12 protein-coding genes are annotated in these 15,389 nt (G+C 70.1%); 8 read left to right on the forward strand and 4 right to left on the reverse strand.

Annotation, left to right across the window (positions count from 1 at the left end; translation table 11 throughout):
* The 3 genes from ON39_RS37210 to ON39_RS37220 form a co-directional block, all read left to right on the forward strand.
* Positions 1 to 885 (forward strand): dihydroxy-acid dehydratase domain-containing protein (locus ON39_RS37210; protein ID WP_040741183.1); only part of this gene is annotated, 885 nt, incomplete at its 5' end.
* Between the two features lie 53 nt (positions 886 to 938).
* A complete protein-coding gene (locus ON39_RS37215) occupies positions 939 to 2,447 on the forward strand; it encodes an aldehyde dehydrogenase family protein (protein WP_083894921.1) in 1,509 nt (502 codons plus the stop codon).
* A gap of 38 nt (positions 2,448 to 2,485) precedes the next feature.
* On the forward strand, positions 2,486 to 4,186 hold the full coding sequence (locus tag ON39_RS37220) for a DUF885 domain-containing protein (RefSeq protein ID WP_040741185.1): 1,701 nt from the start codon (positions 2,486 to 2,488) through the stop codon (positions 4,184 to 4,186).
* A gap of 8 nt (positions 4,187 to 4,194) precedes the next feature.
* On the opposite strand, the gene ON39_RS46820 is transcribed toward ON39_RS37220, so the two are convergent.
* Together ON39_RS46820 and ON39_RS37240 are read right to left on the reverse strand one after the other, a co-directional pair.
* A complete protein-coding gene (locus ON39_RS46820; RefSeq protein ID WP_083894922.1) occupies positions 4,195 to 8,481 on the reverse strand; it encodes a MupA/Atu3671 family FMN-dependent luciferase-like monooxygenase in 4,287 nt (1,428 codons plus the stop codon).
* A gap of 194 nt (positions 8,482 to 8,675) precedes the next feature.
* On the reverse strand, positions 8,676 to 10,028 hold the full coding sequence (locus tag ON39_RS37240; protein WP_051187588.1) for a phosphatase PAP2 family protein: 1,353 nt from the start codon (positions 10,026 to 10,028) through the stop codon (positions 8,676 to 8,678).
* 407 nt (positions 10,029 to 10,435) lie between these two features.
* Here ON39_RS37240 and ON39_RS37245 point away from each other — a divergent pair, with 407 nt between their 5' ends.
* The gene (locus ON39_RS37245; RefSeq protein ID WP_063713447.1) at positions 10,436 to 10,948 is read left to right on the forward strand and encodes a hypothetical protein; all 513 of its coding nucleotides are present in this window, start codon (positions 10,436 to 10,438) and stop codon (positions 10,946 to 10,948) included.
* Positions 10,949 to 10,961: 13 nt separating this feature from the next.
* Here the strand turns inward: ON39_RS37245 and ON39_RS37250 are convergent, their stop codons facing one another.
* Complete coding sequence (locus ON39_RS37250; protein ID WP_211336386.1) at positions 10,962 to 11,717, reverse strand: DeoR/GlpR family DNA-binding transcription regulator; 756 nt, start codon at positions 11,715 to 11,717, stop codon at positions 10,962 to 10,964.
* Between the two features lie 77 nt (positions 11,718 to 11,794).
* Here ON39_RS37250 and ON39_RS37255 point away from each other — a divergent pair, with 77 nt between their 5' ends.
* Together ON39_RS37255 and ON39_RS37260 are read left to right on the forward strand one after the other, a co-directional pair.
* The gene (locus tag ON39_RS37255) at positions 11,795 to 12,973 is read left to right on the forward strand and encodes an MFS transporter (protein WP_051187590.1); all 1,179 of its coding nucleotides are present in this window, start codon (positions 11,795 to 11,797) and stop codon (positions 12,971 to 12,973) included.
* A gap of 165 nt (positions 12,974 to 13,138) precedes the next feature.
* Entirely contained in the window at positions 13,139 to 13,342 is a 204-nt protein-coding gene (locus ON39_RS37260; RefSeq protein ID WP_040741190.1) for a cold-shock protein, read from the forward strand.
* Positions 13,343 to 13,416: 74 nt separating this feature from the next.
* Here the strand turns inward: ON39_RS37260 and ON39_RS37265 are convergent, their stop codons facing one another.
* Positions 13,417 to 14,235: an SDR family oxidoreductase gene (locus tag ON39_RS37265; protein ID WP_040741192.1), complete on the reverse strand. Its 819-nt coding sequence runs from the start codon at positions 14,233 to 14,235 to the stop codon at positions 13,417 to 13,419.
* Positions 14,236 to 14,384: 149 nt separating this feature from the next.
* On the opposite strand from ON39_RS37265, the gene ON39_RS37270 reads away from it, so the two are divergent.
* Positions 14,385 to 14,579, forward strand: a complete 195-nt coding sequence (locus tag ON39_RS37270; RefSeq protein ID WP_040741193.1) for a hypothetical protein — start codon at positions 14,385 to 14,387, stop codon at positions 14,577 to 14,579.
* A 31-nt stretch (positions 14,580 to 14,610) separates the two neighbouring features.
* A partial coding sequence (locus tag ON39_RS37275) for an amidase family protein (RefSeq protein ID WP_040741195.1) occupies positions 14,611 to 15,389 on the forward strand: 779 nt, incomplete at its 3' end.

The following is a 15,389-nucleotide window of genomic DNA, read 5'->3' on the forward strand; positions in this document are numbered from 1 at the left end:
GCCGTCGTGATGGCCTTCGGCGGCTCCACCAACGCCGTGCTGCACCTGCTCGCCATCGCGCACGAGGCGAACGTCGACCTGAGGCTCGCCGATTTCGCCAGGATCGGCCGCCGCGTGCCGCACCTCGCCGACGTCAAACCGTTCGGCAGGCACGTGATGACGGACGTGGACCGCGTCGGCGGCGTCCCGGTCATGATGAAGGCCCTGCTCGACGCCGGCCTGCTGCACGGCGACTGCCTGACCGTGACGGGCCGGACGGTCGCGCAGAACCTGGCCGACATCGCGCCGCCGGACCCCGACGGCAAGGTGGTGCGCGCTATGACCGAGCCGATCCACCCCACCGGCGGCATCACCATCCTCGAGGGCACCCTCGCCCCCGGCGGCGCGGTGGTCAAGTCGGCGGGCTTCGACTCCGACGTCTTCACCGGCACCGCAAGGGTTTTCGATCGCGAGCGGGCGGCGATGGACGCGCTGGAGGACGGCACCATCGCGGCGGGCGACGTGGTGGTCATCCGCTACGAGGGGCCCAAGGGCGGCCCCGGCATGCGCGAGATGCTCGCCATCACCGCGGCGATCAAGGGCGCCGGGCTCGGCAAGGACGTGCTGCTGCTCACCGACGGCAGGTTCTCCGGCGGCACCACCGGACTGTGCGTCGGGCATGTCGCGCCGGAGGCGGTCGACGGCGGCCCGATCGCGTTCGTGCGCGACGGCGACCAGATCCGCCTCGACGTCGGCCAGGGCACCCTCGATCTGCTGATCGACCCCGCCGAACTCGCGCGCCGCGCGCAGGGCTGGGAACCGTTGCCGCCGCGCTACACCCGAGGCGTGCTCGCCAAGTACTCGAAGCTGGTCGGGTCGGCGTCCAACGGCGCGGTCTGCGGGTGAGCCCCCGCGAATGACGTCTTTCGCACCACCCGGCGGTCGATAAGACTCGGTGCGTGGTCGATGGACAGTCAGGTGTGCCCGCGGAGCGGTTCGCCGCCACCGTCGGGCAAGCCTTCGCGTCGTTCAACCCGGAGAACGGCGAGGTGCTGGGTTCCTACCCGGTCAGCTCCCCGGCCGACGTCGCCGCGGCGGTCCGCCGCGCCCGCGAGGCCCAGAAGGCCTGGGCCGACGTCGGATTCGACGAACGCAGGCGAGTGCTGATCTCGTGGCGCGCGTCGCTGATCAAGCGGCGCGCGGAGCTGGAAGAGCTGGTGCACGCGGAGAACGGGAAGCCGCGGGCGGACGCGACGATCGAGGTGATCGTCGCGGCCCAGCACATCGACTGGGCCGCCAAGAACGCGCGCAAGGTGCTCGGCCCGCGCCGCGTGCCCTCGGGACCGTTCATGGTGAATCAGTCGGCGCGGCTGGAGTATCGGCCGCTCGGCGTCGTCGGCATCCTCGGCCCCTGGGACTTTCCCGTCTTCGGCCCGGTCGGCACCGCCGCGTACGCGCTCATGGGCGGAAACGCCGTGGTGCTCAAGCACAGTGAGTACACGCCGAAGATCGGGGAGTGGCTGGCCGCGAGCTTCGGCCGGGTCGCCGGGGACGAGCGACTGTTCCAGACCGTGACCGGCGCCGACGAGACCGGCGCCGCGCTGTGCCGCTCCGGCGTGGACAAGGTGAGTTTCACCGGCTCGGTGCCGACCGCGCGAAAGGTGCTGGCCGCCTGCGCCGAGACGCTCACGCCCGTGCTCGTGGACGCGGGCGCCTCCGACGCCATGGTGGTCGACGAGGACGCCGATCTCGCCGCGGCGGCCGACGCGGCGGTGTGGGGTGCGATGAGCAACGCGGGGCAGGTCTGCATCTCGGTCGAGCGCGCGTACGTCCACGAGCGGGTCTACGACGCGTTCGTAGCCGAGGTCGTCGCCCGCACCGCGAGCCTGAAAGCCGGTGCGGGACAACCGATCGGCCCGATCACCATGCCGGAGCAGGTGGAGGTCGTCCGCGAGCAGATCGCCGACGCGCTCGAGCGGGGCGGCAGGGCGCTCGTCGGCGGCCTGGACGGCATCGGCGAGCGCTACATCCAGCCGACGATCCTCGTGGACGTGCCGGAGGACGCGCTCGTCGTCCGCGCGGAGACCTTCGGCCCGGTGCTGGTGATCGCGAAGGTCTCGGATATGGAAGAGGCCCTCGACAAAACGAACGCCACCGGTTTCGGTCTCGGCGGCGCGGTCTTCGCCGGCGCGCGCGGCGTCGAACTGGCGCGGCGCATGCGATCCGGCATGACGTCAGTGAACTCGGTGGTCGCCTACGCCGGGGTGCCCGCGCTGCCGTACGGCGGCGTCGGCGCCTCCGGCTTCGGCCGCATTCACGGGCCGGATGGGCTGCGCGAGTGGACCGCCGCCAAAGCCATTACCCGCCAACGTTTCCCGAGCCCGGTGCGGACGACCACGTTCACTCGCCGCCCGCTCGACAATCGCGTGCTGGCCGCACTCGCCCGCCTGCTCTACGGCCGCGGTTGACCTTGTGAAAGGCCGCGCTTTCCAGCAGAGTCGGTGAGATGGATGAGACCACAACAGATTCGACTCCTGTGCGTACGGCGCGCGGCATCGCGGACGCGTATGTCGACGCCCTCGCCGAGCACGACCCGCTGATCGCGGTCCGGCTCGGACGCAACCTCGACGACGACCGGCTCCCGGACCTGTCCCCGGCCGGACTCGAAGCCGCCGCCGCCCTCGCCAGGTCCGCCCTCGCCGAGCTCGACGCCGCCGAGCCCGCCGAGGGATACCAGGACGCCGCGGAACGCCGCTGCGCCAAGCTGTTCCGTGAGCGCCTCACCGCCGAACTGGCCGTGCACGACGCGGGCGAGCACTTCCGCTCGCTGCGCAACCTGGCCTCCCCGGTGCACGAGGTCCGCGACATGTTCACCCTGTTGCCGACCGAGACCGAGGAGCAGTGGCGCGCCGTCGGCCGCAGGCTGAACCGGGTGCCGGTCGCGCTGGCCCAGTATCGGTCGACGCTGATCGAGGGCGTCGACCGCGGGCTGCTGTCCGGGCCACGGCAGGTCACCGCCGTGACCGCACAATTCGACGAGTGGATCGCCGGCGACAGGCCGGGCGGCTGGTTCGGCGATTTCGTCGCCGCGGCCCCGGAATCGCTGCGCGCCGAACTGGATTCGGCCGCGGTCGCGGCGACCGCCGCCGTGGCGGAGCTGCGCGACTGGTTGCGAGAGGTGTACGGCCCGAAGGCAATCGACGCTCCCGATACGGCCGGCCGGGAACGGTACCAGCGCTGGGCCCGCTATTGGAACGGCGCCGACCTCGACCTCGACGAGGCGTACGGCTGGGCGTGGGAACAGTTGCGCGAGGTGGACGCCCAGATGCGCGTCGAGGCCGAACGGGTGCTGCCGGGCTCGACTCCGATAGCGGCCATGCGGTGGCTGGAGGAGGAAGGGCCGGCGCACGACAGTCCCGAGAGCGCCCGCCGCTATCTGCAAGGGCTGATGGACAACGCCATCAACGATCTCCAGGGCACCCATTTCGATCTCGCCGAGCCACTGCTGCGGGTCGAGTCGATGATCGCGCCGCCGGGGAGCGCGGCCGCGCCCTACTACAGCGAGCCGTCGTTGGACTTCACTCGGCCGGGCCGCACGTGGCTGCCCGTGCTCGACCCCGCCCGAATCCCGGTGTGGAGCCTGGTCTCCACCTGGTACCACGAGGGCGTCCCCGGTCACCACCTCCAGGTCGCGCAGTGGACCTACCTGGCCGACCAGCTGTCCACCTATCAGGTCAGCCTCGGCGCCGTCAGCGCCAATCTGGAGGGATGGGCGCTGTACGCCGAGCGCCTGATGGACGAACTCGGCCACCTCACCGACCCCGGCCACCGCCTCGGCTACCTCAATGCCCAAGTGCTGCGGGTGCTCCGAGTCATCCTGGACATCGGCATGCACTGCGGTCTCGACTACCCGGCCGACTCCCCGTACCGGCCGGGCGAGCGCATGACCCCGGACAACGCGCGCGAATTCTTCGGCCGCTACTGCGGGCTGCCGCCGGAGCATCTCGACAGCGAGTTCGTGCGCTACCTCGGCTGGCCCGGCCAGGCGATCGGATACAAGCTGGGTGAGCGCGCGTGGCTGCGCGGCCGGGCCGCCGCGGCCGAAAGGCACGGCGCGGCCTTCGATTTGAAGGCCTGGCACATGGCGGCGCTGTCGCAGGGCTCCCTCGGCCTGGACGATCTCGTCGCCGAGCTCTCCGACCTCTGAGGGGCTCGCTAGCCGATTACCCCTGACTCCCGCCCTACCTTGGCGAACACGGCGAGCGCGCGGTCGAGGTGCTGCGTCTCGTGTACCGCGGTGACGGTGGTGCGGATCATCGCCCGATCCGCCGGCACCGCGGGCGCGAGGACGCAGTTTCCGTAAACACCCTCGTTCAGCAGGCTTTTGGCGAACCGCAGGCACCGCAGTTCGTCGCCGATGAACACCGGCACGATGGTCGTGCGCGACGTGCCGGTGTCGAAGCCCAAGTCCGACAGCCCTTTCCGCCAGTACGCGGACAGCTCGCGCAGCCTCGCCACCCGTGCGGGCTCGGACTCGAGAATGCCGAGGGCGGCCGCGGCGGCGGCGACTGCGGGCGGCGGGATCGAGGCCGAGAACAACTGGGCGCGACCGTAATACCTGACCCAATCCATCAGATCGCGCGGACCGGCCAGCCAGCCGCCGACCGAGGCCAAACTTTTGGAGAAGGTGCCGGTGAGGATGTCCGCCGCGCCGGACAGGCCCAGCTCCTCCTCTACGCCCCGCCCGGTCGCGCCGACCATCCCGAGGCCGTGCGCGTCGTCGACGGCCAGGGGTACGTCGTGCCGGTCGCACACCTCGCGAATCTCGGCCAGCCGCGCGATATCCCCGGACATCGAGTACACGCCGTCGACCATGACCATGGCGGGCAGCCCGCGCGCCTCCGTGCGCAGCCTGCGGTCGAGATCCCCGATGTCGTTGTGCCGGAACTGGATCAGCCGGCAGCCGCCGATGGCCGCGCCGTCGTAGATGGAGGCGTGGCACTGTTCGTCGACCACCAGCACGGTGCCCTTGCCCATGAAGGCCGACAGGAAGCCGAGATTCGCCTGGTAGCCGGTGGTGAACAGCAAGGCGTCCGGCCGACCGAGGAAGCGGGCGAGCGCGCGTTCGAGGGTGCCGTGCGCCGAGGTCGACCCGTTCATCAGCCGGGAACCGGTGACGCTCGGGCCGTCCCGCAGCGCCGCGGCCGCCGTCGCCTCTCTGACCCGGCGGTCGGCCGTGAGGCCGAGATAGTTGTTGGAGCCGAGCATGATCAGCTCGCGGCCTTCGTAACGGCAAGTGGCGCCGTCGAAGTCGCTGAGGTCCGGATAGAACGGCAACAGGTCGGCCTCGCGCAGGCGGCGGGCGAGTTCGAAGTCGCGGGCCTTGGCGAGCACGCCGCCGCTGTTGCGGTGGGCTAGCGCGTGCCGATTGCGAATGGACGCGCCGAGATCCGGTTGCTCCTCGGGACGGACGACGGGCTCCGATTGCTCCTCGCGACCGACGACGGACTCCGGCAGGGCCCGAGTTCCGTTGCCGGGCCACCTGTTTCGCAGATCGGCAAGGTGGCGCAGTCCACCGAGCACCCGCGCCTCGTCGACGCCGAAATCGACCAGACAGGCGATCTCGTCTACGCCCGCCGCGGCCAGCTCCTCGATCAGCTCGACGGCGCGGTCCGGAGTACCGAGCAGGGCGGCGGTGTGGAAGTAGCGGGCGAAGGCGTAGTCCAGCACGCGATCCTGCTCGTCCGCGCTCAGCTTGTTCAACGGTTCCGCGCCGCGACGCCACAGGTCGACCGAGTCGCGCAGATACTCCTTGAACGGCCGCTCGACCACCTGCCGGACGGCCTGCTCGTCGGGGTCGAGGAACGTGTGCAACATCAGCGTGACGTGACCCGTCTGCGGATCGTGGCCGTGCGCCGCACGGGCTTTGCGGTAGGCCTCGATCTTGGTGCGCAGCTCGGCGACGTCCTGGAACAGCAGCGCGGTGAGCACATTGGCGCCCAGCTCCCCTGCCTGTTCGAACCGGCCGACCCCGCCGCTGCAGGTGATCCACGTCGGCAGTTCCGCCTGGACCGGCGGCGGGAAGGTGCGCACCTCGATGCGCTCGCCCTTGCCGTTCGGCAGCTCGACCGCCTCGCGCCGCCACAGCCGCCGGACCTTGTCCGCGCCGGACAGCATCACCTGTTCGCGATCGGTGTAGTCCGCCGGGGCCAAGACGAAGTCGTCCGGGTTCCAGCCGGTCGCGAACGCGATGTCCACCCGGCCGCCGGAGAGGTTGTCGATCACCGACCAGTCCTCGGCGACGCGCACCGGATCGTGCAGCGGGAGAACGACACTGCCCGCCCGGATGCGTATCCGCTCGGTGGTGCGCGCCAGCACCCCGCCGAGCACCGCCGGATTCGGGAACAGGCCGCCGAAACGATGGAAGTGCCGCTCCGGCACCCACACCGCGCGGAAGTCGTGCCGGTCGGCGAACTCGGCGCAGTCGAGGAACAGTCCGTAACGGTTCGCCTTGTCCGCTTCCGCGTCGCTGGCGAAGAAGAACAGGCTGAATTCGACTGGCGCGGCAGAGGTTTCGCTAGGCACGCCGGATGTGGTCTCGGCGGCCCGGATCGGCTTACTCGTGGCGGCACTGTACCCGGCGATGGCGGCCGCGAGGTCGGTCATCGTCAGCCCTTCGAAGATCTTCTCCGCCGACACCCGGTACCCGAACTCGCGCTCGACGTAGACGCCGAACTCGCTGCCCTTCACCGAATCCAGGCCGAGCGCGGTCATCGGCTTGCCGGGATCCAGTGCTGCGGGCTCGACGCCGGTCTGGTCGGCCAGCCAGTGGGTGAGCCGTTCGAGCACCGACGGCTCGCCCTGTTCGTTGTCCATGAGAAACATGTCTCTCGCCTTGAGCCGCTGCACCTTTCCGCTCGTCGTCCTCGGCAACCGACCGGGGGAGAGGAAGGCGACGCGGTGGGTGTCGAGGCCGTAGTCGCGCGAGATGGTGTGCCGGATGGAGGTTTCCAGCTCGTCGAGGGTGACGTCGAGCTTGCTCGCGTCCACCTCCAGGAGCACCGCGAGCGCCTCGGCCCCGTCGACGTCGAGCCCGACCGCCGCGCAGCGACCGCGGCGCAGTGCCGGATGCTGTGTCTCGATGGACCACTCGATGTCCTGCGGCGCGATATTGCGGCCGCGGATGATGATCAGTTCCTTGACCCGGCCGGTCACGGAAAGCTCGTTCCCGCGCAGGAAGCCGAGATCTCCCGTGCGCAGATAGACGGCCGGATCGCCGGGCAGTGTGGCGTGGAACGCCGCCTCGGTCTCCGCCGGCTTGCCCCAGTACCCGCCCGCCACGCTCGGCCCGGTCAACCAGATCTCCCCGATCTCACCGTCTTCCAGCCGTTCGCGACCCGCCAGGTCCACGATGATCGCGTCGCCGCCAGAGACCACGCCGCAGCTCACGACTTCGCGCCCGGCCCGCTGCGTCGAGCGCACCCCGGCGCCGCGCTCGGTCACACTGACGAACAGCGTCGACTCCGCCAGCCCGTACCCGGGCAGGAAGCTCTCCGGCCGGAATCCGCTCGGTGCGAAGTGGTCCGCGAAGCGTTGCAGCGCACGCGGATTGATCGGTTCGGCGGCGACGAACGCGACGTCCCACCGGCTCAGGTCCAGCGTCGCGGCGTCCTCGGGGGAGACCCGCCGGACGCTGTAGTCGTAGCAGACATTGGGGCCGCCGCTGGTCGTTCCGCCGTGCTCGGAGACGGCCCGCAGCCAGGTGAGCGGGTCGCGGATGAACGCCTCCGGCGACAGCAACACCACGGGGAAGCCCGCGTACAGCGGCTCCAGCAGGCCGCCGATGAGCCCCATGTCGTGATGCGCGGGCAGCCAGATGACGCCCTTGCTGTCGGGCGTGTGCCCGAACGCGTGCTCGATGACGCCGAGGTTGTGCGTCAGGTTGGCGTGGCTCACCAGCACGCCGCGCGGTGCGCGGGTCGAGCCGGAGGTGTACTGGAGGAAGGCGATACCGTCGGGGTCCGACGCGAGCGGATCCGCGAGCGCCTCGCCGGTCGGTTCGTCGCCCGCGAGCCAGGCGAGGCGGGCCAGCGGCGGGTACTCCGCGCTCGCGGCGCGCAGTTCCGCCAGCACGGACCGGGGCGCCAGAATCGCCGAGGCGGCGCAGTCGAGCGCCAGCGCCGCGAAGGCGGACATGTCCGAGAATGTCGCTCCCGGTTGGTGATTCGCGACCGGAACCGGAACGCGGCCCGCGAGCATGCAGCCGAAGAACGAGGTCAGAAAGTGCGGCCCGAACACCGAGACGATCAGCACCCGGTCGCCCGGCGCGCCGACCGCGCGCACCTTCGTCGCCAGATCCGCCGCCGCGGCGTAGATCTCGTAGTAGGTCAGAGACTCCGGCGTCCCGGAGTCGGACAGATACGTATAGGCCACGCGCGCAGGCGTTTCCCGCGCCCTGTCGCCCAGTATCCGTACCAGTGTCGTCCCACGCTGCCCGGCCACAGCACCTCCAACCCCGCAACCGTGGGCATAGGCGGCGCGCCGGCCAGCGGAGCACTGATCTCACGATCACTCGTCTCGACTCGACAGAATCAAGACCAGTGAACGTCGGCGTCCACAGCGGAACAAGCCCACAGAACATCGGGCACTACTTCCACTATCGGACGTCGCGATCTCGCCAGAACGGCGATCGCGGGTCAGCGCGGCGTCGAACTCACCAGCGCGCGTTCGGCTTTCGCCGACTTGCGGGTGGGGGCGAACCAGGTCAGGTAGAACGTGATCGCCAAGGCCGAGAGGAGGCCGAGCAGGGCGAGCCCGGACAGCACGGGGTAGTCGGCCATGGTGGGGGCGAGGTAGCGGGTCGACAGCAGAGTAGTAGCGAAAGTGACTACGCCCAGCGCGACCACGCGGACGCGGTGGTTATCCCAGCCCCGATCCGGCTCGCGCAGCGCGGATTCCACGGTCAGGCACAGGGCCGCGCCCGCGACCAGATCGACACCGTAGTGCGCGCCGAGGCCCAGGGTCGCGATGAGCGTGCACACCAGCCAGAACGCGCCGCCGACGCGCAGCCACAGCGGACCGCGGCGCGAGTGGATGAACAGCGACAGCGCCCAGGCGGTGTGCAGCGACGGCATGCAGTTGCGCGGGGTGATGTCGTCGAACGGCATCGGCCCGACCGAGAACGGCAGCGGCGGAACGATATCCGGCCAGACGTCGGCGAGTTCGAGCCCGTGACCCTGCGGCCCGAAGGCCAAGACCGGGCCGACCACGGGGAAGACCACGTACCAGAGCGGGCCGATCAGACCCAGGGCGAGGAACGTCCGCACGAGATGGTGCCGGGGCCACACGCCGGCGGTGACGTTGCGCAGCTGCCACACGGCGACGACGATGGCCGCGACCGGCAGCTCGAAATACACCCAGCGCACCACGCCGAGCGGCACGGGCCCGGCGAGGTCGAGCAGATGCCCGACGACCCAGGAGGGATTGCCCAGCGCGTGATCGGCCAGCTCCGCGTACGGGTCGAGCACCGTCGGGCAGGCCCACGCGGTGATGTCCAGCCAGATCTCGCCGACCTTCGTCGCGAGGATCAGCAGCGCGCCGAAGGCGATGGCGCGCAACGCCGTTCGGCGTCGCTCGCCGGACCACTGCCAGGCGGCGAGCACCGCGAGCGCGGTGAGCACGATGGTGGGGCCGTTGCCGACGGTGAACAGCCTGCCCTCGATCGCCCGGATGATCACGAAGATCAGGTCGATGCCGACCGCGGCGGCCAGCGCGATCACCCGGACGCGGGTCGCGACGCCGACCAGCGCGAGCAGGAAACCCGCCCACGGCGTGGTCGCCGACTTCGGCCTGCCGACGTAGTCCCAGGCCAGACTCGTCAGCGGGCCGAGCGCGTCGATGTGCGCCGCCACGAGCTCGCCCGCCACGAGCACCAGGACCGCGGCCGCGATACCGCACCAGGCGGCCGTGACCCGACGATCCCTCGGCCGCGCGGCACCCGTTGGCTCAGCGGGTGGCGGCGGGCTGCCCGGGGCGTCGTGAATAAGCATTCGGACATCGTAAACACGATGTGAACACGTCCATGCGCCGTGGTGAACGGGCGGCCACCTGGCGAACAGGGAGGTCTAGCGGTTCATAGCATCAGGACCAGCGCCGCGATGATGCCGAGGCTCGCGGTCGCGGTCGCGCCGACCGAGTCGATGATCACTACCGCGGCGGCGGCGAGCAAGTCGGTCACAGAATCGTAGGATGCTGTGCCCCGCGCCATCCGCGGCCCAGGGGCGCGATGTGTCGTTCTCACAGTCATGGCCCCGAGCTACCCGGGGCCGTCGCGCTCAAACGGGGCAACCTCAGGGCATATTCGGGCCTCGGCGCCGGTGTCGCTCGACTGGCCCGCTGTCACCCGCGGGTGGCTATCCTGACCAGGTTCAAGGCTCGATGATCAAGGTGGGTGGTTATGCGCAGTAGGGACATTGAGCTGGCGGCTCGGTGGTGGCAGTGGGCCATGGCGATTCCCACCGACCGCAATCCGGTGAGCGACGAGACCGGCGAGTTCGCGGCGGTGGGCCAGCCTGCGGACGTCTGGTTTCTCGCCGGCACGTTCGGCGGAAAGGTGAACCGGAAATGCACCGTGCCGCACGGTCGCCCGCTGTTCTTCCCCGCCTTCAACATTCTGCAGCGGTCGTCGTTGTTCGGCAGGCGCGTTCCGGAGGTGCCGACGGCGAGCGGCCACGCCGAACTGAACGGCGTCACGCTGCCGCTGCGCGAAGTCGCCAATCGCAGTCCGTTTCTCATCGAGGCGGATCCCGACGGTCCGTTCGGACCGCCCGGGCGCTACCGGGCAAACGCCTGGGGACTGTGGTGCAGCCTCGACGATCTCAGCCGCGGCGACTACATCCTCACCCTCGGCGGCGAGTACGAACCGGGCGGTTTCTGGACCGAGGCCACCTACGACCTCGAGATCGTATGAGCTAGCGCGCTGTTCACACCCGTCGCACGGTGACGCCCGCGGCGGTCAGCGCGTCGGTGTCGTCGGGCGAGGCAGTCGAGTCGGTGACGACCGCGTGTAGGTCGGTGATGGGGGCGACGAAGGCGAGGGCGGTGCGTGCGAGCTTCGCGGCCTCGGTGGCGACGACGACCCGGCGCGACGACGCGATCGCGGCGCGTTTGACGGCGGCGTCGTCGAGGTCGTGCGCGGTGAGCCCGTCGGCCGCGCCGAGCCCGCAGCAGCCGAGGATCGCGGTGTCGAAACGCAATGCGGCCAACGAGGACAGGGTGAGTGGGCCGGTCAGCGCGAGTTCCCCCGCGCGCGGCTTGCCGCCGGGTACCAGCAGCGTCAACTGGGGCGCGCCGGTGAGCTCGTGCACGGCGTGCAGCGACAGCGGCACGACCGTCAGACGCCGATTCGCCAGCGCGCGAGCAACTTCCAGACACGTGGTGCCGCTGTCCAGCACCACGGACTCGCCGTCGACGATCAACCCGGCGACCTCGGCGGCGATGCGCCGCTTCGACTCCAGCCCCTCGTGGGCGCGCAGCGCGAACGGCGGCTCGTCGCCGCGCAGCAGCAGCGTGCGCGCGCCGCCGCGATAGCGCTCGAGCACGCCCTGCGCGGCCAGCGTCTCGAGGTCGCGGCGGATGGTCATCTCCGACGCGCCGGTGCGCTCGGCCAGTTCGGCCACCCCGAGCTGTCCCGCTTCGCGCACGGCATCGGTGATCTGTTTCAGTCGGTCTGCGCTCACCACACTCGAAATACAACATCTTCTGTGTTCGAAAGTCAATGTTTCGAACATGGTCTCTGTTCGTTATGTTCGTGAGCATGCAGAGATCGTTGCGGGCCGCTCGACTGGCCACGTTCGTCTTCTTCGCGTTGAACGGGTTCCTGATGGGGATGTGGGTCGTCCACATTCCGGTCGTCGAGCGCCGGGCAGGTATCGAGCACCCGACGCTCGGCTGGTTGTTGCTGCTGCTCGGCGCGGGCGCCTTCGTGGGGATGCGGCTGGTCGGGCCGCTCGCCGATCGATTCGGCGCGCGCCTGGTCGTCCCGGCGAGCGCGGCGCTGTGCGCGGTCGCCGTCGTCCCGCCGGGGCTGGCCGCGAATGTGTGGACGCTCGGGGTGGCGTTGCTCGTGCTCGGCTTCGGCAACGGCTGCCTGGACGTCGCGATGAACGCGCACGCGGTGCAGGTCGAACACGGGTATCGGCGCTCGGTCATGTCCGCGTTCCACGCCACCTACTCCCTCGGCGGTGTGCTGGCCGCGCTGATCGGCGCGCGCACGCTCAGCTGGGGGTGGAGTCCCGGGACCGCGCTCGGTGTGGCGGCGCTGCTCGGCCTCGCCTGCGCGGCGCTGGCCGCACCCGCTCTGCTGAGGTCCGAAACAAAAAGCCCCGCAGTGGTTTCCGAGACCGCACAGGCGACGCCGCGACGCATCTGGCTGCTCGCCGTCCTCGCGCTGCTGCTGATGCTGTGCGAGGGTGTCGCCAACGACTGGAGCGCCCTGCACCTACGCGACGTGCTCGCGGCCCCCGCCGCCACCGCGGCCCTGGCCTACGGCGCATTCGCCACCGCCATGACCGTCGGCCGACTGGTCGCCGACCGCGTCGCCACCCGCTTCGGCCCGGTGGCCGTCCTACGCTACGGCGGGGGCGTGGCCGCGCTGGGCATGACGGCGGCGGCGCTCTCGCCGTGGATCCCGCTGGCACTGATCGGCTGGGCCGTCTTCGGCATCGGCATGTCCGGTTCCGTCCCACAGCTTTTCAGCGCCGCGGGCCATGCCGATCGAAATGCCGCCGGTGCCAACGTCGCTCGGGTAGCCGGCCTTGGTTACCTCGGCGTCCTGGCCGGTCCGGCGCTCATCGGGCCGCTGACCCACCTCGCGCCGCTCAACATCACCCTCTTGCTGCCCGCGGCTTTCTGCCTGGTGGCTGCCTCGGCGGCCAAAGTCCTACGCCCGCAACACAACTCGGCCACCCTGCGCCAATCGCATTCGGGTGTATAATCATTCGGCCTAGACGTGCGGGAGTTGAACCGAAGAGTGTCGGTTAGCTCACATACTGGGAAATTTGATGGGCTTTCTCGCCGATCCATGACACTCTGGACGAGTGAGATCGGACTTATCGATGTGATTTGTCTGGCTCATCTACAGAAAAGATGAAGTAAAGCAATGGCTCAAGGCAGTGTGAAGTGGTTCAACAGCGAAAAGGGCTTCGGCTTTATCGCGCAAGATGGTGGCGGCGCTGACGTGTTCGTTCACTACTCCGCCGTGTCCGGCTCGGGATTCAAGTCCCTTGAAGAAGGACAGCGCGTGGAGTTCGAGATCGGGCAGGGACAGAAGGGGCCGCAGGCCCAGGACGTCCGCGCTATCTGATCGACAGAGCGTAGAAAGCCCCGCACCCTCCAGGGTGCGGGGCTTTTGCGTTGCGCAGGGAACCCGACGAGACGTCAATCTCCCTGTGCGGCAACCGAAACCGGCTGCCACTTCCGCCACAGCGCCAGCCGGGACTCGTAGTCGGCCGTGGCGATCGCGAGCGGCGCCTCGCCGAGGAAGATCCGCAGCGGCGGCTCGTCCGCGTCGACCACGGCCAGAATGGCGTCGCGGGTGGCGGCCGGATCGCCGCTGCGCGCCTTCGCACGCTGCGCGGCCGTGGCCTCGCGCGCCGCGTCGTAGGCCGGATTCGGCGTGGCGTGCTTGGACGACGGACCGGCCCAGTCGGTGCCGAACCCGCCCGGCTCGATCAGGGTGACGTGCACGCCGAACGGCGCGACCTCCTGCGCGAGCGACTGCGAGAACCCCTCCAGCGCCCACTTCGACGCGTGATAGGCGCCGAGGTTCAGGAAGGCGGAGATCCCGCCGATGCTGGACACCTGGATGATATGGCCGCTGCCCTGCTCGCGCAGGATCGGCACCGCGGCCTGGGTGACCCACAGCGCGCCGAAGACATTCGTCTCGAACTGCGCCCGCAGTTCGTCCTCGGTGAGCTCCTCGATCATGCCGAACTGCCCGTAGCCCGCGTTGTTGACGACCACGTCGAGCCGCCCGAAGCGCTCGGCCGTCTGCCGGACCGCGGCGAAGTCGCCCGCCCGATCGGTCACGTCCAGCTGGATCGGCAGAAAAGTGCTGGGGTACTTGGCGACCAGGTCGTCGAGCGTGCTCAGGTCGCGTGCGGTGCCTGCGACACTGTCGCCGCGCTCCAGCGCCGCGAGTGCCCATTCGCGGCCGAATCCTCGGGAAACGCCGGTGATGAACCAAACTTTGCTCATGCGACCACGGTAGTCACCTGGAGTGCACTCCAAGCAAGTGTCGCGGCCGAGTTTCCCTCGTGCCGAGACAGACCCGGCGATTCCGGTCCACGCCGCACGACCCGCCGGTATCGTCCGTCACCTGAGGCTCTTGCTTGAAGGAGGTCGCAATGCGGCGACGCATCTCCCACCGTGCGCTGTGGCGCTACCTGCTGCGTGGCCTGATTCTCTGCGGCGCGTGCGCAGGCGGATCGGCCCGCTGCTACCTGGAGTGGGCGCGCGAGAACCCGGCCGACGGGCAATCGGTGGAATGCTGGGACTGGTCCGTGCCGCACCGGTGGTACGAGGCGGCACATCGCCACTGATCGAAAACGGTGGCGTGCGAGAGGAGTTCGCATGACCGACCCGGCCGATCTACCCGCCACCGACCTCCTGGCAGGCTACCGCGCCAAGACGCTCTCCCCGGTCGAGGCCGTCGACGCGGTGCTCGCGCGGATCGAGCGGTGGGAACCGCACATCAACGCCCTGTACACCCGCTACGCCGAGGACGCGCGCGCCGAGGCCGCCGCGAGCGCTGAGCGCTGGCGGCGCGGCGAGCCCGCGGGCGCGCTCGACGGCGTTCCGCTCACGGTGAAGGAGAACATCGAGACCGCGGGCTGCCCGACGCCGCTGGGCTCGGCGGCCACCGATCTCACACCCGCCCAAGCGAACAGCCCCACGGCGGACCGGATTCGCGAGGCGGCGGGCATCATCGTCGGCAAGACCACCATGCCCGACTACGGGATGTCCTCCAGCGGTCTGTCGAGTTTCCATGGCACGACCCGCAATCCGTGGAACCTGGCACGGAATCCGGGCGGCTCGAGCTCCGGCGCGGGCGCGGCGGCCGCCGCCGGGTACGGACCGATCCACTACGGCACCGATATCGGCGGGTCGATCCGGCTGCCCGCGGGCTGGTGCGGCGTGGTCGGTTTCAAGCCGAGCTTCGGGCGCATCCCGGTGGTGCCGCCGTATCTCGGCCGCACCATCGGCCCGCTCACCAGGACGGTCGCCGACGCGGCGCTCGCGACATCGGTTGCGGCGGTGCCGGATAGACGCGACCACACCGCCGCACCCGCGCTGGCCACGGACTGGGCCGCGGCCGTCGAACCGCTCGCGCTCGCGGGGGTCCGCGTCGG

Origin of the sequence: Nocardia tenerifensis NBRC 101015, assembly GCF_000308715.1 — a bacterium.
Classification (GTDB): domain Bacteria; phylum Actinomycetota; class Actinomycetes; order Mycobacteriales; family Mycobacteriaceae; genus Nocardia; species Nocardia tenerifensis.